At 67.3% G+C, this 21503-nt stretch carries 15 protein-coding genes; 6 read left to right on the top strand and 9 right to left on the bottom strand.

Features of this window, described 5'->3' with window-relative positions:
- Positions 1–23: 23 nt before the first annotated feature.
- From AACH06_RS17440 to AACH06_RS17425, 4 genes are all read right to left on the bottom strand, one after another.
- A complete protein-coding gene (locus AACH06_RS17440; RefSeq protein ID WP_341427028.1) occupies positions 24–2240 on the bottom strand; it encodes an amylo-alpha-1,6-glucosidase in 2217 nt (738 codons plus the stop codon).
- A 29-nt stretch (positions 2241–2269) separates the two neighbouring features.
- The gene (locus tag AACH06_RS17435; protein ID WP_341427027.1) at positions 2270–3316 is read right to left on the bottom strand and encodes a glycosyltransferase family 4 protein; all 1047 of its coding nucleotides are present in this window, start codon (positions 3314–3316) and stop codon (positions 2270–2272) included.
- Positions 3317–3484: 168 nt separating this feature from the next.
- Positions 3485–3958 carry a hypothetical protein gene (locus AACH06_RS17430; RefSeq protein WP_341427026.1) on the bottom strand — a complete coding sequence of 158 codons (474 nt, stop codon included), beginning with the start codon at positions 3956–3958 and terminating at the stop codon, positions 3485–3487.
- A 48-nt stretch (positions 3959–4006) separates the two neighbouring features.
- Entirely contained in the window at positions 4007–4798 is a 792-nt protein-coding gene (locus AACH06_RS17425; protein ID WP_341427025.1) for an HDOD domain-containing protein, read from the bottom strand.
- Positions 4799–5218: 420 nt separating this feature from the next.
- On the opposite strand from AACH06_RS17425, the gene AACH06_RS17420 reads away from it, so the two are divergent.
- The 3 genes from AACH06_RS17420 (at position 5219) to AACH06_RS17410 (ending at position 8654) form a co-directional block, all read left to right on the top strand.
- On the top strand, positions 5219–5806 hold the full coding sequence (locus AACH06_RS17420; RefSeq protein ID WP_341427024.1) for a hypothetical protein: 588 nt from the start codon (positions 5219–5221) through the stop codon (positions 5804–5806).
- 177 nt (positions 5807–5983) lie between these two features.
- On the top strand, positions 5984–6613 hold the full coding sequence (locus tag AACH06_RS17415; RefSeq protein ID WP_341427023.1) for a hypothetical protein: 630 nt from the start codon (positions 5984–5986) through the stop codon (positions 6611–6613).
- Positions 6614–6875: 262 nt separating this feature from the next.
- Positions 6876–8654, top strand: coding sequence for a diguanylate cyclase domain-containing protein (locus AACH06_RS17410; RefSeq protein WP_341427022.1), 1779 nt, complete (start codon positions 6876–6878; stop codon positions 8652–8654).
- Between the two features lie 31 nt (positions 8655–8685).
- Here the strand turns inward: AACH06_RS17410 and AACH06_RS17405 are convergent, their stop codons facing one another.
- Together AACH06_RS17405 and mdtD are read right to left on the bottom strand one after the other, a co-directional pair.
- Positions 8686–11847: an ATP-binding protein gene (locus AACH06_RS17405; RefSeq protein ID WP_341427021.1), complete on the bottom strand. Its 3162-nt coding sequence runs from the start codon at positions 11845–11847 to the stop codon at positions 8686–8688.
- A 178-nt stretch (positions 11848–12025) separates the two neighbouring features.
- The gene (mdtD, locus tag AACH06_RS17400) at positions 12026–13438 is read right to left on the bottom strand and encodes a multidrug transporter subunit MdtD (protein ID WP_341427020.1); all 1413 of its coding nucleotides are present in this window, start codon (positions 13436–13438) and stop codon (positions 12026–12028) included.
- A gap of 200 nt (positions 13439–13638) precedes the next feature.
- Between mdtD and AACH06_RS17395 the strand changes: the two genes are divergently transcribed.
- The 3 genes from AACH06_RS17395 (at position 13639) to AACH06_RS17385 (ending at position 17905) form a co-directional block, all read left to right on the top strand.
- Positions 13639–14061: a hypothetical protein gene (locus tag AACH06_RS17395; RefSeq protein WP_341427019.1), complete on the top strand. Its 423-nt coding sequence runs from the start codon at positions 13639–13641 to the stop codon at positions 14059–14061.
- A gap of 95 nt (positions 14062–14156) precedes the next feature.
- Positions 14157–16526, top strand: coding sequence for a TonB-dependent receptor (locus tag AACH06_RS17390; RefSeq protein ID WP_341427018.1), 2370 nt, complete (start codon positions 14157–14159; stop codon positions 16524–16526).
- An 11-nt stretch (positions 16527–16537) separates the two neighbouring features.
- Positions 16538–17905: a PepSY-associated TM helix domain-containing protein gene (locus AACH06_RS17385; RefSeq protein WP_341427017.1), complete on the top strand. Its 1368-nt coding sequence runs from the start codon at positions 16538–16540 to the stop codon at positions 17903–17905.
- 9 nt (positions 17906–17914) lie between these two features.
- Here AACH06_RS17385 and AACH06_RS17380 read toward each other — a convergent pair whose 3' ends face one another.
- The 3 genes from AACH06_RS17380 to AACH06_RS17370 are packed head-to-tail and all read right to left on the bottom strand — an operon-like array spanning position 17915 to position 21385.
- Positions 17915–19183 carry an SfnB family sulfur acquisition oxidoreductase gene (locus AACH06_RS17380; RefSeq protein WP_341427016.1) on the bottom strand — a complete coding sequence of 423 codons (1269 nt, stop codon included), beginning with the start codon at positions 19181–19183 and terminating at the stop codon, positions 17915–17917.
- 13 nt (positions 19184–19196) lie between these two features.
- Positions 19197–20060, bottom strand: a complete 864-nt coding sequence (locus AACH06_RS17375) for an ABC transporter ATP-binding protein (protein ID WP_341427015.1) — start codon at positions 20058–20060, stop codon at positions 19197–19199.
- Positions 20057–21385 carry an ABC transporter substrate-binding protein gene (locus AACH06_RS17370; protein WP_341427146.1) on the bottom strand — a complete coding sequence of 443 codons (1329 nt, stop codon included), beginning with the start codon at positions 21383–21385 and terminating at the stop codon, positions 20057–20059. Before AACH06_RS17370 ends, AACH06_RS17375 begins: the two co-directional genes overlap by 4 nt.
- Positions 21386–21503: the final 118 nt, after the last annotated feature.

Below are 21503 nucleotides of genomic sequence, written 5' to 3'. Positions count from 1 at the left end.
CGGGCCGCCAATCGACCCGGCGCTCAGCTCATCACGACCAGCTTGGCGTTGCCTTCGCGCCGCGCCAGCCGCACGCCCACCCCGTGCGGATAGCGGGCGATGATCAGGTCCAGTGTCGAATCGCGAACCCGCAGGTTCTTCAGGTGGACCTGCTCCAGGAACGGCGGCAGCACCGGGTTTCGGAAGTGCACCTGATTGCCCACGCCGTCCACGTCCAGCCCCAGGCAGGCTTGCAGGCACAACAGGGGCGCGGCTGACGCCCAGGCCTGTGGCGAGCAGGCCTGGGGATAGAGCGTCGGCGTCTCGCCCGGGATGCGGCTGAAGCCGCAGAACAGCTCGGGCAAGCGGTGCAAGTCGAAACTCATCGACGCATCGAACAAGCCACCCAGAATCTGCGAAGCCAGCTCGCGCAGCCCATAGCGCCCGAGGCCGGCGGCGATCAGCGAGCAGTCGTGGGGCCACACCGAACCGTTGTGGTACGACATCGGGTTGAAGCGCGATTCCTGGGCGTGAATCGTCCGGATGCCCCACCCAGAGAAGCCGCCGTCGGACATCAACTGCTCCGCCACGCGGCGTGCGCGGTCGGGCCTCACGATGCCAGTGAACAGACACTGGCCGGCGTTCGACGAGCGCACGCGGCAGGCCGCCTTGCGGGCATCCAGCGCGATCGCGTAGGTGCCCAGATCCTCGCACCAGAACGCTTGCTCGAACCGCTCTCGCAGTGCCTCGGCCTGTTGTTCCAGCGACAGCGCCCGCGCCTCGTCGCCCAGCATCCGCGCCAGCTGGGCCGCCGAACGTTTGGCGTCGAAGGTGTAGCCCTGCACCTCGCACAGCGCAATCGGCGCTTCGGCCAGTGCACCGGCTTGGTGGAACACCGAGTCGTGCGAGTCCTTCCAACCCTGGTTGGCCAGGCCGCGGTCGGTCTGGCGTGCGTACTCAATGAAGCCGTCGCCATCGGCGTCGCCATAGCGGTCGATCCAGTCCAGCGCGCGCTCGCAGTGGGGCCACAACGCGCGGATGGTGTCGGCATCGCCGGTACGCCGGTAGTAGGCGCCGGCCAGCATCAGGAACAGCGGGGTCGAATCGATCGAGCCGTAGTAGCGGCCGAAAGGCACCTCACCAAGTGCGGCCATTTCGCCGCCGCGGGTCTCGTGCAGGATCTTGCCCGGCTGCGCATCTTGTTCGGCACTTTCGTGCTCGGCCTGCGTCGAGGCCAGGAACCACAACACGCCGCGGGCCAGGTCCGGGGCGAACCACAGGCTCTGCAGCGCGGCAATGATTCCATCTCGACCAAAGGGCGTGCTGAACCACGGCACGCCGGCATACGGGTAGCGGCCTCGCGGGGTATCGGTGGCCAGCATGCGCAGATCGGACAGCGAGCGCTCCATCCACTCGTCGAACTGGCTGTTCGACGTCTGAAGGGTGGGCTCGGCGGCCCTGGCGGCGCTCAGGTGCGCACCCATGCTGCCGCATGCTTCGGGGTGCCAGCGTGGACGCTGTGTGGGCTCGCGCTCTGCCTCCGCCGCCTTCTCGAGGCCCGCCTGGGCCTCGCATCCGATCGTCCACTGCAGCGTGGCCTCGCCGCCCGGCGGCAGCACCACCTCGTACCAGGCTTCGCCCGCGCCCAGCATCGCCGGCGCCGGATCGAACGACAGGCGTGTCCGACGCGGCCGACCGTCCAAGCCCTCGTAGCCGAGCAGCACTTGGTTGCGCGTGCATTGGGGCGGCAGCAGCCGACCGCGGGTCTCTCGGGTCATGCCCCGTGCTTCGAAGATGTCGGCGAAGTCGGCCGCGAAGAACACATGCAGCCTGAACGAGACCGGTGCGGCGCTGTAGCTGTGCAGCTTCAGTTGGTCGTACAAGGCGCTGCGCCACAGGACCTGGCTTCGCATCAAGTGCAACGCACCCTGGGGAAGCTCAGCTTGGCCGAGGTCTTCCATGCCGGGGTTGGTGAGGTGCACGCTCAGCAGCGCGTTGTCTTTCTGAACGGCTGAGCTCAGCAGCATCAGCGGCCGGGCGATGAAGCCGGGCAGGCTCATGCGCAGCCCCAGGCGGGACAGGAACCGTGTGTCCTGGTGGAACAGGCCGTATTCCGTGGGCCCGTGGGCTTCGACGTCGCCAAAACGGTCCAGCACCACGAAGCTGTCCCCTTGCTTGAGCACGCGGGTGCGCAAGTCCAGCCGTGTGGAGACCGAGCTGATGACGTACGGGTCGTGCGGGTGGTCCTCGACGTCTGACATCCGATTTCTCCGGTTTCTAGGCCGCTTTTCTAGGCCGCTTGCACCAGCGCGCTGGGCTGCATCAGGGCCTGGTAGATGGCCAGGTAGTCACGGGCCATCCGCTCGGCGGTGAAGCGCTGCTCGAACCGTTCGCGGCATTTCCGTCGGTCGAGCTTGGCGGCGTCGAGCACGGCCTGCGAAGCGGCATCCAGGTCTTCGACGATCGCGCCCGTGAGCCCGGGCTCGATCACCTCTGGAACGGAACCATGGCGCCAGGCCACGACCGGCGTGCCGCAGGCCATCGCTTCGATCATCACCAGCCCGAACGGCTCGGGCCAGTCGATGGGAAACAGCAGCGCCACGGCGCGGCCCAGGAAATCCTGCTTCTGTCGTTCGTCGATCTCACCGATGAACTCGACCCACGGGCTGTCGAGCAGCGGTTTGATGGTCTCGTCGAAGTAGCGCTTGTCTGCGTTGTCCACCTTGGCGGCGATGCGCAGCGGCATCTGCAGCCGGTTGGCGATCGCGATGGCCCGATCGACGCGTTTCTCGGGGGAGATGCGCCCGAGGAATGCGAGGTACTCGCCGCGCGCGAAGCGGCCTTCGAACAGGTCGCATGGCAGCCCGTGGTGCACCGTGCCGTGCCAGGGCGCCCAGGGCATGGGCGCACGCTGCGCGTTGGAGACGGAAACCAGCGGCATCTCCCGGAACTCACGCACCAGCGGCCCCAACTCGGGCAGATCCAGGCGGCCGTGCAGGGTGGTGAAGTGGGCCAGCGGCTCCCGGCGCATCAGCGGAAACTGCAAAGGGTCGGTGTGGAAGTGAACGACATCGAAATCCGCCCGGCGCTTCATCACACGCTCCATCTGCAGCAGATGCACCGCCAGATGCTGTTCGCTGCGGCCTTCCAGTCGCAGGGCACGGGGCCAGCACGCGACCAGCTCGGCGTCGGTGTGCGAATCGCCACTGGCAAACAGCGTCACGTCATGGCCGAGCTCCACGAGCGCATCGGTCAAGAACGACACCACCCGCTCGGTTCCCCCATACAGGCGGGGCGGAACACTCTCAAACAAAGGCGAGACCTGAGCGATACGCATGTCGACGCTTCCCTGAGCCAAGTTGGTTGGATGCCAGCCACGACAGTGGCGGCACCACCGGGGTGGCAATTGGCGTGCGTGGGTCGCATCGGCCCGCCTGATCGAGGCCAGCGCGGCGGCAGTGGGGGCCCTTGGGGTGGGCCCGCCTCGACGCGGCCCAGCGACGGCTCAGCCTGGCCGGCGGCCCACCGGGCTGTCTTGCCGGTGCTGCGTCCGGGTGCGCCAAGCCAGCGTGAACCCGAGGCACGCTCCCCACATCAGGTGGTCTGCCATCTGGGGCCAGAAGGCGAGGGCGGCCACCTCGGGGAACCATCGTGGCGCGATCAGGCCCAGGTCGAGCATGCCGATGGCGGCAGACAGCCCGACGGCGGCCAGGCCCGTATTTCGCCGGGGCAACACCAGGCCGGCCACCGCAGCCCACCAAGTGGACACGGCCCCATGCACGACGGCGGCCGATGCCAACAATGCAAGGCGGCTCGAATCGGCCGGTATCCACATCGCGCCGGCCGCCCAGGTGGCTTCGCCGGGATCGCCGCCGGTCGCCAGGGCCCAGAGCGTGGATGGCGCACCGCTCAGGGCTGTGGCCGCCAACCAGGCCCAGGCCAGATCCCGTGGCGGGAAACGCAGACGAGGCGGCGTCAAATTGGCCTCAGGTTGGCCTCAGGTTGCCCTCAAGGCCACCGTATTTGCTCACGCATCGGCAAGCGCATCGTCGATCTTGTCCTTCACCTTGTGCAGGCTGCGCAGCAGCGAAGTCTGGTCCATCATCGCCTGCGGGGCCACCTTGGAGACCACGGCTTCCAGTTCGTCCGGAGCGGTCATCAGTGTGTCCGCCAGGGTGGAGAGAACGCAGACGTAGCGGTGCGAGACCGGCGGCAGCCGGTGGGTGAAGTTCACCATCACGTGATGGCGCACGCTGTTCACCGTGCCATCGGGCAGGCCCCAGCTCTCGCACAACCTCGCCCCCAACTCGGCATGATCGATGCCGAACGTGTCCTGCTCGATCTGGATCAGGGCGCCGTCGGTGCGGGCGCTGCGAAGAATGGGCAGGTATTGCTCGCCTGCGTTGGAATACAGCACCGCCTTGCCGCACTCTTCAAACAGGCCGGCGGTGTGGGCGCTCCAGGCTTCCATCGACAAGGCCTGCGCCATGCGGCCCATCAACAGGCCACGCATGCGGGCCCGTTCCCACAGTGCATGCAGCTCAGGCACCTGGGGGAAGGAGGATCGCAAGCCTGTCTCGTAAGCGATGGCCGAGATCTCTCGGGTTCCAAGGAATGTGACCGCCTGCTGCACGCTCTGCACCCGCCCTTTCAGGCCGTACAACGGCGAGGTGATGGTGTTCATCACCGCAGCAGCAAGGGAGAGGTCTTTCTCGATCAGCTGGCTGACGTCGCCCAGGTTCAAGTCGGGCTTGCGCAGCAATTCGCCCAACTGGATCAGCGTCTGCGGATGGGCGGGCAGGTTCAGTTCGATCTTCACGGCAGCTCCCTTCGAGGACGACGGTACGGCAAGATAGGCCGATCGGGCGCGTTTGGCCACACACATCGATCAGCCCAGGCACAACCGACCGATCGGCGAGCCCGGCATGCACTGTCCATCGGCAGCGCCGCCGCCAACTTGAGGCAGCGCAGTCGCGCGCCTTCGAGCCTTCGAGCCAACGTCCGGCGGCAGGCGGCGTGCCTGCGGCCTTCCTTCCCGGGTTGCGAACCGGGCATACCGTCTGTTTCATGGCCTGTCACCCTGGGGTGAACCATAGACCTATTCCTAGGGGGGTGGTGGGCGGTACAGGGCCGATGAAATACTGGCGCCAGCCGTTTCCGATGGCTCAGGTGGCCCGCTTTGAATACCGGCCGCCATCAGGCTCAGCAACCCGCTCAAATCCAGACCAGGAGTTTCAACATGAAGATCTCGAAAACGCTGCCCGTTGTCCTGTCGATTCTCGTTTCGGGCTCGGCCATGGCCGCTTCCGATAATTTCAACCGTTCGACCTTGGGTGCGAACTGGACACCGCTGATCGGCACGTCCGGCAAGATTGCCGACAACAAATACACCTCCGACGGCGCCGCCTACACCCGATTCACTCCCGCTGCGGCCGACAACCAGGCCACGGTGACGGTGGCCCTGGCTCGGGCGGATGTGGGCCACTATGGCGGCGTGTATGTCGGCAAGGCCTCGCTGAAGCTGCGCACCGCCTCCAGCGGCAACTTCGAAGCCGTGTGTTTCGAGCCCACCGTGCTCAGTGGCCTGGGCACGCCAGGCAAGTGCTACACCGTCAGCAATCAAGACATCACCGCATTCAAGAAGGCGCGCGTGACGCTGCGCACCAGCGGCGCCACCGCCTTTGCCGACATCGACACCAACAGCGATGGGGTGCCGGAATGGTCGTTCTCGTATGACTTCGGTGCTGCGCTGGGTACCGGCGTGGGCCTGCTGGGCAACACGAATGCCGTGTCGCAGGACAACCTGAAGACCAGCACCGTCAACTGACACTCGCTGGGTATTCCGTCCGGCCTGAAACGGCCGCCTCACCACACTTCAACTCACCTCACCCCTGCCATTGTTGCTTTTGCCCTGAGGGGTGAAATGGAATGCTTTCGGTTATTCGTTCGAAATGGAATGAATGGTCCGTGGGGTGAGGTGTTTTCAAACTGAATATTGAATACCATGTCGTCATCCATTTTGAATCGCCGCGTGATATGGGCCGCGATCGCCCTGTCGGTTTTGTCGGTTGGCCAGGTGCGGGCCCAGGGTGTGGATTGCACCTTGAGCGCTGATCCGGATATTCACTTCGATCTGAAGATATTCGATCAGCTCGACGATCTGCGCGACGGGACACTCGCCGCGCCCTTGTCGCGCGCCTGCCCGGCCGGTTCGCCGACCCCCGACGCGGCCTACACCTTGAGCACCAGCGAGGGTGAACTGCGGGTGGTGCGCACTTACAAGGGCAGCCAGCGTCACGCCGTGACCACCACGTCGAGCCAAGGGGTGTTGCGCATCGATGGCTTCCCCGCCAACGTGAACAGCGTCGGCATCACGGCCTACGGCTCCGACGTCAACGGTCGCTATGTGCCCCGCACTCACCTCGTGGTCACCGTCTACGCGCCAGATGGCACGGTGATGGAGTCGCGCACCTTCCCGGGCACCACGCGCCACTACTCGCTGGGCGCCACCTGGAGCGTGCCGGTCGGCGCCATCGAACTGAAGATGCTGGAGAAGCAGCCGACCGCCGATCAGCCGGTGTTTCCGACGATCGAGGCGGTGAACCTCGGGCACGACTACGACATGATGCCCTGAGCGGCCCAGCGCCGCGGCCCACTGCCCGATACCAGGCGCTCGGTGCCTGCGGGGCGGGGCGCAGCGCGGCGCCCCTCCGCGGTAAGCGGATGAAAAAACTCTGTGGGGGGCGGTGGCCAGACGGGGGCCCGCCCCCGAGGCCCAGATCCCACGGCGTGATGCCGTCGCGCTTACACCAGGCGTGTTACCCCCCATCGGGGCCTGATCGATGAGCACTATTCTTTGGCGACCTGCCTCAGCGTGGCTCTTCGATTGCTGCCCCATGCCTTCTGCGAATGCCGCACCGCGTGAACCCGGTTCTGGGCTCGACGAGCCCGAGGTGTCGACGCAGGACGACGGAGCAAGCGATGGGGAGGATCAACGCTTCGCGATGATGGTGGCGGCCATGCAGCCGCCCGCGCCGCCGCAGCAGCGCAAGAAAGAGACGGTGCGCGCCGCGGTGCCGGCCGAATCGCCTGAGCGGACGCTGCAACGCGCCGAGACGCTGGTGCGCAGCGGCGAGGTCGATGCGGGCTTGAGCCTGTGCCACCAGGTCTGGCCGGTCTTCTCGCGGGCCCACGATGTGCAGCACATGGGCCTGTGCCAGTACGTGATGGTGCTCGGCTACCACTATGCGGGCATGCTGACGGCCGCGCTCACCGCGGGGCACCGCGGCATGGATCTGTTGACCCGCGCCGGCGACAACGCCCGGCTGCTGCACCTGATCTCGATGCACGCCGTCACCTTGACCAACCTGGGCCAGGTGGCCGAGGCCTTTGAGCTGTTCTACCGCGGCACGATGCTGCTGCCATCGGTCAGCGACGACCCGCTGATGCAGTGCCGTTTCTGGAACAACGCCGCCACGCTGTATTCGTTCATCGACCGGGACGATCAGGCGCTCGAATGCACCGAGCGTGGCGCCGCGCTCATACCGCACATGCACGATCCGGTGATGAAGTCGGTGGTGCTGGGCAACATGCTGACGGCACGGGTGGCGGTGTTGCACGAGCGCCGCGCTTCGTGGGATTCGATGAAACCCGCCTACGAGGAACTGCGAAAGCACCTGGATCACGTGGTGGAGCAGGGCTGGGTTCACCTCGTGGTGCCGATCGTGGTGGTGGGTTCGGCGGCGCTGATGCGATTGAGCCAATGGGACGAGGCCCGCGCGCTGCTGCGCGTCGGCCACAAGGCCACGGGCGCGCCCGGCATGGGCACCCGCCGCGCGCGGGTCGAGCTGTGCCTGTCCCAGCTGGAGCGCCAGACCGGCCAATACCGGCTGGCCCATGCGCATGTGAGCGAAGCCTTGTCGTTGCTGCGCCAGCAGGAAGACCCGGTGCTGCTCGCCGAAGTGCACCAGGAGAACTGTCTGCTGCAGGAGGCGCAGGGCCACTGGCGGCTGGCGCTGGCCTCGCACCGCGAATACGCCAAGCTGCGAGAGGCCTGGCTCACCGCGCAGGCGCAATCGCGCTCGGAAGCACTGGCCGAGCGCGCGACGGCCGAAGGGCGCCGCATCCATGTCGAGCTGACGCGCAAGCTGGGCCAGGCCGATGGCGCGCCCGTGGCAGCCGATGCGGAGCCGCTGGACGGCGTGCTGGGCCATCTGCCGGGTCGCCGCCAGTTTGAAGAGCGCATGGCGCACTGGCGCGAAGATCAGCAGACGGGCACGCCGCTGGTGTTGATGATCGCCAGCGTCGATCAGTTCAAGGCGATCGGTGCCAGATTCAACGCCTCGATCGGGCGCGATGTGCTGCAAGTCGTTGGCCAGTTGATGAGGAGCCATCTGCGCCCGCACGACATGGTGGCCACCTGGGGGCGCGAGGAGTTCGCCATCGGGTTTGGGGGCGGCGCCCCTTTGGAAGAGTCGGTGCAGGCCGCACACCGCCTGCGCGAGATCATCGAGCTGCACGATTGGACGGCCATGGCGGCCGGTTTGTCGGTCACGGTGAGTTTCGGTCTCACCGTCTTTGGCGAGGGAGAGGACTTGGCCGATGCACTGCTGCGCGCCGCCTGGGCACTGCACGAGTCGCGCCGGGTGGGGTGGGGGCAGGTGAAGGCGCTGTGAGGCCTGTCCAGGGCGCGTGGCCGCGCTCCGCTCAAGCCAGCCGGCCGAAGTCGGTCTGGATGCTGCTGAGCATCTCGTCCAGGGTGTCCAACAACTGCTCGGCCACCAGTGGCTTCGAGAGGAAGGCGGTCGCCCCCCGCGTCAAGGCTTCGCTGATCTGATCCTGGTCGGCCGAGGCGGAGAGCACCACCACCGCCACATCCTGCGTGGCGTCGTCAGCACGCAGGCGCTCCAGCACCGTCAGGCCACTGATGTCGGGCAGACGCAGATCGAGCAGCACGAGATCGGGGCGGTTCGCCGCCGCGGCGGCCAGCCCCTCGCGGCCCGTGCGGCTCACCTCGAGCACGATCTGAGGGCGCAGCGCGACCATCGCGCTGATCACCTCGACGTTGTCGTGGTTGTCTTCGATCAGCAGCACCCGCCGGGCGCGATAGGCCCGGGTGCTCGGCCCCTCGGGTGGCGATTCGGGCAACGGCGGCGTGTCGGCGGCCAAGGGCAGCGAAATCGAGAAGCGGGTGCCCTGGCCCTCCTGGCTGCTCACGCTCAGCTCGCCGTTCATGCGCTCCACCAGCAGTTTGGTGAGGTACAGGCCAATGCCCGCGCCGGGCACGTTCGAGTTCTCTCGGCCCAGCCGGTCGAAGGGCTTGAACAGCCGTTGCTGCTGCGCCGCGGACATGCCCAGGCCCGTGTCGGCGATGGTCAGCGTGGCCCGGCCGCGCGGGTGCACCAGCACGTCGATCATCACGTGCCCGCCTGGCCGGTTGTACTTGACGGCGTTCGACAGCAGGTTGATCAGCACCTGGCGCAGGCGGGTGATGTCAGCCTGCACGCGGATGGGCAGCTCACAACTGGGGCGGCGGTCGATGGTGATGCCCAACTGCTGGGCATCCGCATCGATCATCGCCAGCGCGCTGTGAAGCAGAGGCGGCAGCTCGACGGGGGTGCTGGTCAGCGCCACCGCGCCGGCCTCGACACGCGACAGATCGAGGATGTCGTCGATCAGCTGCAGCAGGTGCCAGCCGGCTTCCTGCATCTGCTTGAGCCAGGCGAGATGCTTTTCGGTGAAGGGCAGCGAACGGTCCAGGTTGAGCAACTGCGCGAAGCCGAGCACCGCGTTCAGCGGGGTGCGCAGCTCATGGCTCATGCGCGACATGAACTCGGTCTTCGCCTTGTTGGCCGCTTCAGCGGCCGTGCGGGCGCGCTGCGCTTCTTCGAGACGCAACTGTTCACTGAGGTCTTCCACCAGGGCGACGATCTTGTCGGGCCGCTCCTGCTCGTCGAGCAGCATGGTGGCCGTCACCCGCACCTGCACTTCGCGGCCGTCGGCCCGGATGTATCGCTTCACGTAGCGCAGCGGCTCTCGAGGGCGGGCTGCCAACCGCGCGCGCCGGGCCTCGTCCTCGACGGCGTCTTCCGCGGGGGTGATGTCCAGGATGCGTCGGCCGCGCAGCTCGGCCTCGGTGTAACCGAGCAGCTCGCAGTAGCAGGCGTTCGGCTGCAGGATGGTGCCGTCCTTCTCTGCGAACACCACGCCAACCGGTACCTTGTCGAACAGCAACTTGAAGCGTTGCTCCGTCGAGCGCAGAGCCGTTTCCGATTGCAGGTTCTCGTTCAGCAGCGCCAGCACCTGGCGCGTTCGCTGCCTCACCGTCAACTCGATTTCGCGGGCACGGCCGGTCAGCAACAACAGCAGCATGCCCAGGAGGCTGCAGGCCACCATGCCCGAGGCCGCGAAGATCCACACCGTGCGCCCATCGGTGCGCAGACCGCCGCCGTACACGGTGGCGTCGGCCGTGGGCACGATGCGCAGCTGCCAGGTCCGCGATCCGAAGTGGAGCGCCCGCTCGAAGGCCCGGCGTGATGTCGTCTGCCGATCGGCGCACCGTGCGGTGCCGGCGAGCGGGGAGAATCCGGCCTGGGTGTCCAGAAGGCAGTACTCCAGCGTGGCGGGCAGCCGAGCTGTCATGCGATCGAGGGCATCGCCCATGCGCAGCGTGGCGAAGGCGGCGCCTTGCTGGCGGCCCGCGATGCCTCTGACGCGCTGGTAGACCACCACACCGGTCTGCACCCCCGATTCCTGCGTCAACCGGAAAGGGCCGGTGGCCACGGCGGCGCCGGTTTGCATTGTCTGCAGCAGTGCCTTGCGCGGCTCGCTGATTGACAGCGAGTTCACGCCCAGGGCCTTGGCATTGCGGGCCATCGGTTCGATGAAGCGCACTGCAAGCATTGACGCATCGCGGGCTGCGATCTCGGGCTCGCGCTCGAAGACCTTGAACGGCCGACCGTCCTGTGTCGAGAGCGCGGCTTCACGATCCACCAGCGATGGGCGATCGATCTGTTCGAGAAAGCCCAGGCCCTGCAGCGATGGCAACTGCTGCAGCCATGTGGACGTCGCCCGTTCAAACTCGACGCGCGATACCGGGTGCTCGGCCTCGAACAGGCCGTGAATGGCCGTCAAGGCATCCAGATGCCGCTGCAGGTGGGCCTCGATGGAGGCCGCGGCGCTGTTCACGTCGCGCTCGAAGGCGGCGGTGGCGCGCTGGTCTTCCCAGTCGTTCAGACGAGCGGTGGCAACGCCCAACAGCAAGGTGGCCAGCGCCACGGGCCATGCCACGGTGATGCGGCGCGAGGTCCAGATGCGGCGCGGCAGCCCGATCACCGACAAGGCCACCGGGGCTCCGACCAGCGTGCCAAAGGCATCGCCGCTGTACCAGATCCACCAGTTCTCGGCCAATGGGCTGCCCGAGCCACCGCCCAGGTCGGCGGCCGGGCGTAGCACGGCGATGGCGGCCGTGGCCACGGACGCGCTGACCACGCACCCCAGCGCGCCGCCGGTGACAAAAAATCTGACGATTTCCCGCGGCCGCGTCAGACGCGGGTGCACGCCGATCGTCCGGGTCACCAAGGCGGCGCCGACGAGCGCCTGCAGGCCTGCCCCGAGCGCAAACCATGCGGCGAGTGTGGGCCAGGGTTGGCCGTCGACCCAGAACACCCGCAGGTTCGACAGCAACGAGCCCAGGAACACACCCGGCGCCGCACTGGGCCCGAAGCGCAGGACGCAGGCCAAGCCCACGCCGGCTGCCGGGTAGATCGGTGCCGCGAAGTTGCCCGACGTCACCATGAGCAAGGCCAGCGTGGCCGCCACGAAATAGGCGACTGCCGTGCCGGCCGCGATGGAGGCGTTCTTCAGCAAGGCCGAGTCTCCGTGAGCGCCAATCGTTCACTCCTGGGGCCGTGGTCGCGTGTTTCGGGCCGAGTGTGCATCGGACACCTCGATGACGCCAGATGGGTTGCGCGATGAACGTGGTGCTGCCACGTCAATGGCTGCGCATCACCGGCGGGCATGGCCGAGACGACAAGGTTGTCGATGACTAGCCTTCTTCAACGGCCCCGGGCCGTGTCCGGTCGGGCTGTTCACCGGGCCGAAGCTGCAGAAAGATCAGCGCCGAGGCCGCCGCCATGGCACCGATGCTGATGAACGTGGCCTGGAATGCATGCATCAAGGTGGCGCTGCCGGGCAGGGGCAGCGCGCCCGCAAAGGCGGCCAGCAAGGCCGCCGCCGCCGCGACGCCGAGGCTCATCGACAACTGCATCACCACCGACAGCAGGCTGTTGCCGCTGCTGGCCTGTGTGGGGCCGAGGTCACCCAGGGTGAGGGTGTTCATGGCGGTGAACTGCAGCGAGTTGATCACCCCGAGGATCCCCAGCATCGACAGCAGGGCCGCACTGGGCAGCGCCGGCCCGACGGCGGCAAACGACGCGATCATCGCGCCCAACAGCACAGTGTTGATGCCCAGCACTCGGCGGTAGCCGGCACGCCGGATCAGCGGTGCCGCGAACGACTTGCACAGCATCGCCCCGACGGCCATGGGGATGAGGCTCATGCCGGCCCTGGCCGGCGAGTAGCCCAGGCCCAGCTGCAGAAACAGTGGCAGCAAGAAGGGCATGGCGCCGCTGCCCAGGCGTGCGAAGAGGTTGCCGGCCAGGCCGACCGCGAAGGTGGGGATGTGAAACAACGCCGGGCTGAACAGTGGCCGCTCATGGCGCACCGCATGCAGCCAGTAGGCCACCATCGCGGCCAGTGACACCACGAGCATCAGCAACGAGGCGGCGCCGCTGAAGGCCCGTTCCCCCAACCCCTGCAGCGCGAGGGTGGCCAACAGCAGGCCAGCGGAGAACAGGCCAAAGCCCACGGTATCGAAACGGTCCACCGGTCGGCGCAGATCCGGCATGTGACGCAGCGCAAACACCGCCCCGGCGGCACCGACCGGCAGATTGATCAGGAAGACCCAATGCCAGGTCGCGACTTCGACGATCCATCCGCCCAGCGAGGGCCCGACCAGCGGACCGAGCAGGCCGGGCACCGCCACGAACGAGAGCGCCGACAGCAGCTCGGGCTTTGGAAAGACACGCAGGATCGCCAGCCGCCCCACGGGCAGCAGCAGCGCACCGCCCACACCTTGAACCACGCGCGACGCCACCAGCAGACCCAGGCTCGAGGACATCGCGCACAGCAGCGAGCCCAGGCTGAACAGCGCGATGGCGCCAATGAAGACCCGCCGCGTGCCAAACCGATCGGCCAGCCAGCCCGATGCGGGGATCAGCAGTGCCAGGGTGAGCAGGTACGAAACCACCACCGCCTGCATGCGCAAGGCACTCTCGCCCAGGTCGTTCGCCATGCGTGGCAACGCGGTGTTCAGGATGCTGCCGTCCAGCGTCTGCATGAAGAACGCAATCGCCACCAGCCATGGCAGCAGGCGCTTGGTGCGGGGGTCGAGGGTCATGGGCTTGGGCGAATGATGGGCCCGCAGACGGCCTTCAGTGCGAAGGGGGATGTCGATGCTGGGGTTCGAATATGCCACCCCGCATCGCGCCGCTGGGTGCCTGAGGTTGGCTGCTCGCCGCCCGGGGACGCGTGGGGGTGCTCCGGTCGTGCGCGGCCACGCGAGACGGGCCGTCTCGAAGAGATAATCGCCGGCTCACGATGGCCAGCCGCTTTCAACCCACCACTGCACTGAGCCGCCGCGCGTGGGCGTGGCTGCTGGTTGCCATGGTGTGGCTGCAAGGTGCGGTGCCGCTGCTGGCCACCACGGCAGCGCGCCACCAGGGCGTGAGCCTGGTCGAGATCTGCTCGATCTATGGCGTGCAGACGGTGGATCTGGCGAGCGATCACGCCGCGCCGGACGAGTCGCCCTCGCCGCTGTCGGGCCACCACGCCGCGGGCTGGGGCTGTGCCTTGACCGCGGTGCTCGCCAGTGCCGGGGTGCCGGTGTCGTGGCCGGCGGTGTGGCTGCATGCCCCACCGGCCGATGTGTCTGCCCCGCCAGCACTCGGCCCCGTGCGGGTGGTCGATGCCACCCGGCGCTGGCTGGCGGCCCGGCTTCACGCCCCGCCCTTGTCGGTCTGATCTCCACAGCCTTCGTCTGACCCCGCCGTGCGTGGTGGGGTCGCTGTGCCTGCGTGCTCGCCATGAAGCCGCGGGCGATCCGATCCGAGTCTTCCATGTCCACTTCTCCCTTTCGTCGGGGCGCGGTTACGCGCGCCTGTCTGCTGGCGCTGGCCGGCTTCCACGCGGCCTCGCCTGTGTCGGCCCAAGGTGTGGCCACCGATGCCGAACTGGCACCGGTGGTCGTCAATGGCACCGCCATCCGAAGCGGTCTTCCCGCGAATCTTCCTGGCAGCACATCCAGCAAGACGGCCGAGCAGCTGCGTGAGCAGAACCTGTTCAACCCCGAAGACGCACTGCAGTACGCACCCAACACCACCATTCGCAAGCGCTACCTGGGCGATCGCAACGCGCTGATCGCCGGGCGCAGCTTCGGCACGCTGCAACCCTCGCGCGCGCTGGTCTACCTCGACGGCTACCTCATCAGCAACTTCCTCGGCCGCTTCGATGCACCGCGCTGGAACATGATCTCGCCCGAGGCGATCGAGCGGGTGGATGTGCTGTATGGCCCGTACTCGGCGCTGTTTCCCGGCAACTCCATCGGCACCACCGTGGCCGTCACCCAGCGTGCGCCGCGAGGCTTCGAGCTGAGTGGCCGGCTCACGGGCTACAGCCAGCACTTCGAGCAATACGGCGACGCCGACGACTTTGCGGGGCACCAGACCTCGCTGCACGTGGGGCACCGGTTCGACTCGGGCGCATGGCTCACCGCCGACGTCAACCACCAGGACGCCACCTCGCAGCCCATGCAGTACGCGACGGTAAGCGTCGATCCCGCCACGGGTGTGTTTGCGCCCCCGACGGACAGCGCACCGGCGACGCGGGTGACCGGCATCGTCTACGACACCGACCCCAAAGGCCTGCGCCGTGCGGTCTTCGGGGCCAGCGGGGGGGCCATCGACCACACCCGCCAGGACACGGTGAACCTGCGTGGTGGCTACCGTTTCGACCATGACGTCGAGGCCAGCGCGATGGCAGCCTGGTGGCGCAACGACACGCGAATGCGCAACCGCAGCTTCTTGCGTGATGCCGATGGTGCGACCGTCTGGTCGGGCAAGGTCACCGACGGCACGAATACCTTCGTTCTGGCATCGGCCACGTTCGCGCCGAGTGCCCGCGACGAGGCGCACCAGCAGCTCGGTGCCACCGTGAAGACACGGCGCGCGGCAGGGTGGAATGCCTCGCTGGTGGTGTCGGACTACCGGATCCTGCGCGACACCAACCGCCAGGCGAGCAACCCCGACCCGGTGGCCGCGGATGGTGGCGCCGGCAGCGTGACCCGACGCGATGGCACCGGCTGGAACACGGCGGAGGTGCAGGCGGTGTGGACGCCTGACGCGGGCGATTGGACGGGCGGGCGCCACACCGTGGCGTTGGGCGCGCACCGAAACGCCTACACGCTGGACAACACCGTGGCCACGGTGGAAGCCGCGGGCGATTGGCGCGGCGACGGCGGAGCCCAGAGCCAGTACTACCGCGGCCGCAGCGAAGTGATGGCGTTGTATGTGCAGGACGCCTGGCAGCTGAACGATGACTGGCGCGTCACCCTTGGGTGGCGTGAAGAGTGGTTCCGCGCCTTTGACGGTGAGCAGCTCGGCGCCGGTGTCACTGTCGGCTACGACAGTCGCCGCCTTCAAGGCCATTCGCCCAAGCTGGCGCTGGCCTACGCGCCCAGCGACAACCTGCTGCTCAAGCTGAGCCTGGGCCGAGGGGTGCGGTTCCCAAATGTGGAAGAGCTCTACAACGGCACCGTCACCGCGGTGAGCCAGACCTTGTCCGACCCCTTCTTGAAGCCCGAGGTGTCTGATGCGGTGGAGTTCAGCGCCGAGCAAGACTGGACACACCAGCGACTTCGCGTGTCGATCTTCCACGACGATGTGAAAGACGCCATCCTGCGCCAATCGACCACCGACCCGGCGGTGTGCAAGACCACCGCGGTGGCCGCCACGACCTACACCTGCGTCCAGAACGTCGACCGCGTCAAGACCACCGGCATCGAGCTGGCCTGGTCGGCCCAGCACGTCGGGTGGCGCAACGTCAGCCTGGATGCGAGCCTGGCGTACACCTTCCACAGCGAGGTCACGGCCAACGCGAACGATCCGGCGATGGTGGGCAAATGGTGGCTGCGTGTGCCTCGCACCCGTGCCACCCTGCAGGCCACCTGGCGGCCCGATGAGCGCTGGATGCTGGCGGCCGGCTACCGCCACCAGGGGCGCGCCTACAACGACACCGCCAACCTCGACACTCATCCCGACGTCTATGGCGGCGTGTCGCGGGTCAACCAACTCGACCTGCGGGGCACCTACCAGCTGACGCGTCAGCTCGAACTGGCGCTGGGCGTCAACAACGCCACCGATCAGCACGCCTACCAATCGCACCCCTATCCCGGCCGGACGCTGTTCGCCGAGATGCGCTTCACCCTGTGATGGAGGCCGGCATGAACTTGACTTCCATGCAGCCCACGCTGCGCAAGGCGGCTCTGCATCGCTTGTTCTGGCGCATCCACTTCTGGGCGGGGCTCATCGGCGCACCGATCGTGCTGTTCGCTGCCGTGACCGGCTTGATCTATGTGGTGTCGCCCCAGGTCGAGGCCTGGCGCCATGCGGGTCTCGACCATGTCGCGCCGAGCGATGCCCGTTGGACGCTGGATGCGCAGGTCGATGCGGTGCGGGCGCTGCATCCCGATGAGGCGGTGCGGTACGTCGTGCCGGCCCATCGGCCGGGCGACACCACGCAGGTCTACCTGCGCGCAGCCCACGAGCACCACGCGGGCCGCGGTGACCACGACCACGGCCTGCCCACCGGCAGCATCGTCTACCTGAACCCGCACACCGGCGAGGTGCTCGGCCAACTGCCCGAACTGCAGCGCTTCAAGACCTGGGCCAAGAAGCTGCACTCGAGCGCGCTGCAAGGCAACGCGTGGCGCTGGGTGTTGGAGCTGGGCGCGAGCTGGATGCTGGTGTTGTTCGCGACCGGCCTCGTCCTGTGGTGGCCCCGGTCACAGGCACGCGGCGGGCCGGGCTGGCGGGCCTTGTGGCCCACGCCGGGCCGCGGCCGGCGCACCTGGCGAGACTGTCACGCCACGGTGGCCCTCGCCTTGGGCCTGGTGCTCGCCATCGTCCTGGTGACTGGCCTGACCTGGGCGCGCTACAGCGGCGAGCGGTTCCGCGTGGCGCAAGAAGCCCTGGGGCAAGCCACCCCGAGGCCTGAGCCGGCGTTGAGGTCCACACCGCTGGAAGGGGTGACGCCGCTGACCTGGCAGCAGGTGCACGACCGGGCACGCGCGACCGCGCCGGATATCGCCATGCAGATCACGCCACCCCAGGGCCCCCAAGGCACCTGGCGCGTCGAGAACTTCGATCGCAGCCAGCCGGAAGGCCGATTCACCCAGGTGTTCGACGCCTACACGGGCCAGACGCTGTTCAGCGTGGGATGGTCGGAGTTCCCGTTGCTGTCCCGTGCCACGGCCATCGGCATTCCGTTCCACCGCGGCGAGTTCGGCGTGTGGAACCAGGTGCTGCTCGCGCTGGCGGCTCTGGCGGCCGTCTTCTCGGTCGTGTCGGGCCTGATGATGTGGTGGCTTCGGCGCCGGCCCGCGGCACCGCAAACCAGGCGCCGCCTGGCCGCACCGCCGCTGTCGTGGTCCGATGTGCGCCAAGCGCCGTGGTGGGTGTGGCCGCTCGCAGCGGCCCTCGGCTGGGCCTTGCCGGTCTTCGGCCTCAGCCTCGTCGTTCTGCTGGGGCTGGAGGCGATGCGGTTGGCGTGGTCGCCCGGACGGTCCCGCCCGCATCGCCTGGGTGCCTGACGTGCGCGATCAGCTCCACGCGTGCAGCGGCGGGTTCACGCCGTTGAGCGCGTGGTTGCCGACGATCGCGTACTTCCAGCGCACCGGGTCGTGCAGCGTGTGGGTGCGCGCATTGCGCCAGTGGCGATCCAGGTTGTGCTCGGCCAGGGTGGATCTCGTGCCGGCCAGCTCGAAGAGCTTGTTCGTCGCGTCGATGCACAACTCGGTCGAGAGGATCTTGGCGTCGGCCACCGCCAACTGGGCGGCCGCCACTGTCTCTGCATTGGGCGTGGCCACCGCAACGTCGACCGCGCGGCCCGCGATGTCCAACAAGGCCTGGGTGGCGTGCAGCCGCACTGTCAAACCACCCACCGCCTGAATGGTGTAGGGGTCCTGTGACGCCCTGTCGAGACCGCTGTCCACCCAAGGACGGGACTTGGTGCGAACGAAGTCGATGGTTTCGGCGATGGCCGCTTGGGCGATCCCTGTGTCGACCGCGGCCTGGATGATCTGGAAGATCGCGCCATCGGCCGTCGGGGTTTCATAGCCCTTGAAGCCGGGGACCAGATACGCCTTCGGAACCCTCACGTCCTTCAGGACCACCGTGCCACTGGAAGTGGTGCGTTGACCGAAGCTGGACCAGTCGTCGATGACGGTCAGGCCCGGTGTATTGCGATCCGCGATCGCATACCAGGCTCTTCCCTGGTCGTCCAACGCGACGATGGGCACCAGATGGGCGAGCAGGGCGCCCGTCGAATAGAACTTCCTGCCGTTCACGATCACATGGTCCCCCGCATCGACAAAGCGGGTCTCGAAGTCCACGGCGCGCTTGCTGCCAAACTCCGAAAAGGCGTTGCCCAGGCGCAGGCCGCGAAGCACTTCGCCGAACAGCAGGGCCTGTTGCTCGGGCGATGACACCGTGCGGATGGCGGCCACGACGCCCAGGTGGTTCTGCGGGATCTGCCCGATCGATGGATCAGCCGCCGAGATGATCGCGATGACACGTGCCAGCGTGACATACGACACCTCCGCACCGCCATAGGCGCGCGGGACATTCATGGCCCACAGGCCGCTTTGCGAAAAAGCGTCGATCTCGGCCAGTGGTCGGCGACGATGTCGATCGCGCTCGGAGGCGCCTTCGGCAAACTGGGCCGCGAGCGACTGGGCAATGGCCAGGGCCTCGTCATCGTCGCGGATGATGTGCGCCGGTCGAACCGGCAGCGGCACCCCGGGGACGCCGGTCTCGGTGTGCTCGGGGGAGGTGCCGCGGGTCAGTGGGGTCACGGTGGCGGTGGTCATGAGGTGTTCTCCGTCAGTGAAGGCCAGGCTGCGCCGGTACCGGTTGAGCCAGCCCAGGGTTGGTCAGTGAGAAGGGTTCAAACACGCGCACGCGGTGCGGATCGATGAAGGAAGCTCTGCCCGAGGCGCTTTCCCCCAGGTAGAAGCGCTTGATGTCGTCACGCGCCATCAGTGCCGACGAGGTGCCGTGGGAGAGCACGCGGCCGTTTTCCAGCACATGGCCGTGATCGGCGATCCGCAGGGCCTGGGTCGCGTTCTGTTCGGCCAGCAGGAAGGTCACACCATCTTGCTGGTTGAGAGCGCGAACCGCGTCGAAGATGTCGCTCACCACGATCGGTGCCAGTCCCATCGAAGGCTCGTCCAGCAGCACCATGCGTGGCTCGGACATCAGCGCGCGACCGATCGCGATCATCTGCTGCTCACCGCCTGATGCGAGGCCCGCAGCACTTCGGCGGATGAGGGGCAGCCGAGGGAAGCGGGTGTAGATGAGATCCAACGCACGGCGCAACTGCGTCGCCGTGCGATGGCGCAGGTGACCGCCGATCAGCAGGTTCTCTTCCACACTCAGGCTGGCGAAGCATCGGCGCCCCTCCAAGACCTGGGCCAGACCACGTTGAACCAGCAGATGAGGCGGCAAGCCGGCGATGTCCTCTCCGTCATAGGCGATGCGCCCCTTGATCACCTCGCCGCGTTCGCCTGCCAGCAGCCCGGAGGCGGCCTTCAACGTCGTCGACTTGCCCGCGCCGTTGGCACCCAGCAGGGCCGCGATGCTGTGACGGGGCACCGCCAGCGAGACGCCCCGCAAGGCGCCGATCACCCCGTGGTACACGACCTCGATGGACTCGATGGTCAGCAGCGAGGGCCGAAGGTCGGTCACGGCGTCACCTTCGCCGAGGCCACCAGTTCCTTGCCGCAGTCGCGCACGGCCAGGCCCTTCTCCTTGGCGTACTTGGTGGACGACTCTTCGATGATCGGGCGCAGCAACGCACGGTCTGCCTGGACCCAGTCGCTGATCAGGTTCCAGCGCTTGCCATCCCACTGCTGGAATCGCACGGCGCCGCCGCCTTCGTGGTCGGCGCAGCTCAGCTTGAGTTTTTGAACCAGACCGGTGGCCCCCAGCTCCTTCAGTCGCGCATCATCGATGGCGATGTTCTCGAAGCCCCAGCGCACCTCCTCGCCCGTGAGGGGCCGCTTGCCGAAGCGGCGCTGGGCGATTCGCAGCGCTTCCACGTTCAGGATGCCGTTCACGACCCCCAGGTTGTAGTAGACGTTGCCGAATCGATTCGGATCGGCCAAGTTGCCCCGGCCGGCGTCAACGACGTACTTCTTGATGTCCTTGAGTACCGGGAAGTCGGTCCCTGAAGGATGGGTGGTGATCGAGATGTATCCCTTGGCTGCGTCGCCGGCAGGCCCTGCGTCGTCCTCCGAGTTGCTCCAGATGTTGCCAATGACGTGGTCGGCAGGGAAGCCCACCTTCTGCGCGTTCTTCAGAGCCACGGGGTTCATCACGCCCCAGCCCCGCAGGATGACCCAGTCAGGCTTCTCGCGCCGGATGGCCAGCCACTGCGACTGTTGCTCGTTGCCCGGGTGGGGCACTTCGATGTGGGTCAGCTGGAAGCCGTACTTCTTGGCCAGCAGGTCGAGCACCGGGATGGTCTCTTTGCCATAGGGCGATCCGTGGTACAGCGTGACGATCTTGCGGCCCTTGAGTTGCTCGAGCCCGCCGCTCTTTTGACCGATGTAGTTGATGATGGCCGAGACTTCGCTGTACGGATTCAGTTGCAAAGGGAACGCATACGGGAACACGCGGCCGTCGGTCGAATCGGTGCGGCCATGGTTGATGGTGATCAGTGGCAGCTTGTCCACCGTCGAGCGCTCCAGCGTGGCGTACGCAATGCCGACGCTCAGCGGGTTGGTGGCGGCGGCGGCGGCGCCGTTGAGCCCCTTTTTCAGGCGCTCATAGCACTCGACGCCCTTTTCGACCGCGTACTCGGTTTCGCACTCGCTCCAGGTGAGCTTCACGCCGCCCACGCCGCCATCGCGGGCGTTGATCATCTGCATGTAGTCGATGAACCCGCCGAAGAACCCGGTGCCGCCTGCCGCGTAGGGCCCGACGCGGTAGCTCTGCAGCGGGAAGTACTGCTCCTTCGCCTGGCACCAGGCGGCACCGCTGAAGCTCCAGGTGGCGACGGCCAGCAGCATGGCCAGGCGGTGGTGAATGTTCGCTTTCATGGTTTCTCACTTCTCGGGGGCGTTGACAAACAGGCGTGCCAAGGGCCTGCCGGGCTATTGCCGGCATCGCCGATGAACACGAGGGAGG

It is taken from the genome of Ideonella lacteola (genome assembly GCF_038066555.1).
Taxonomy (GTDB): domain Bacteria; phylum Pseudomonadota; class Gammaproteobacteria; order Burkholderiales; family Burkholderiaceae_C; genus Ideonella; species Ideonella lacteola.
The sequence above is the reverse complement of the archived record's forward strand: the minus strand, read 5'-3'. Positions and strand labels throughout refer to the sequence as shown.

What these genes read in the sequence shown, in the direction of transcription:
- AACH06_RS17440 (WP_341427028.1), bottom strand. Translation starts at nt 2,240, where the DNA reads ATGTCAGACGTCGAGGACCACCCGCACGACCCGTACGTCATCAGCTCG.
- AACH06_RS17435 (WP_341427027.1), bottom strand. Translation starts at nt 3,316, where the DNA reads ATGCGTATCGCTCAGGTCTCGCCTTTGTTTGAGAGTGTTCCGCCCCGC.
- AACH06_RS17420 (WP_341427024.1), top strand. Translation starts at nt 5,219, where the DNA reads ATGAAGATCTCGAAAACGCTGCCCGTTGTCCTGTCGATTCTCGTTTCG.
- AACH06_RS17415 (WP_341427023.1), top strand. Translation starts at nt 5,984, where the DNA reads ATGTCGTCATCCATTTTGAATCGCCGCGTGATATGGGCCGCGATCGCC.
- AACH06_RS17410 (WP_341427022.1), top strand. Translation starts at nt 6,876, where the DNA reads ATGCCTTCTGCGAATGCCGCACCGCGTGAACCCGGTTCTGGGCTCGAC.
- mdtD (WP_341427020.1), bottom strand. Translation starts at nt 13,438, where the DNA reads ATGACCCTCGACCCCCGCACCAAGCGCCTGCTGCCATGGCTGGTGGCG.
- AACH06_RS17395 (WP_341427019.1), top strand. Translation starts at nt 13,639, where the DNA reads ATGGCCAGCCGCTTTCAACCCACCACTGCACTGAGCCGCCGCGCGTGG.
- AACH06_RS17390 (WP_341427018.1), top strand. Translation starts at nt 14,157, where the DNA reads ATGTCCACTTCTCCCTTTCGTCGGGGCGCGGTTACGCGCGCCTGTCTG.
- AACH06_RS17385 (WP_341427017.1), top strand. Translation starts at nt 16,538, where the DNA reads ATGAACTTGACTTCCATGCAGCCCACGCTGCGCAAGGCGGCTCTGCAT.
- AACH06_RS17380 (WP_341427016.1), bottom strand. Translation starts at nt 19,183, where the DNA reads ATGACCACCGCCACCGTGACCCCACTGACCCGCGGCACCTCCCCCGAG.
- AACH06_RS17370 (WP_341427146.1), bottom strand. Translation starts at nt 21,385, where the DNA reads ATGCTGCTGGCCGTCGCCACCTGGAGCTTCAGCGGTGCCGCCTGGTGC.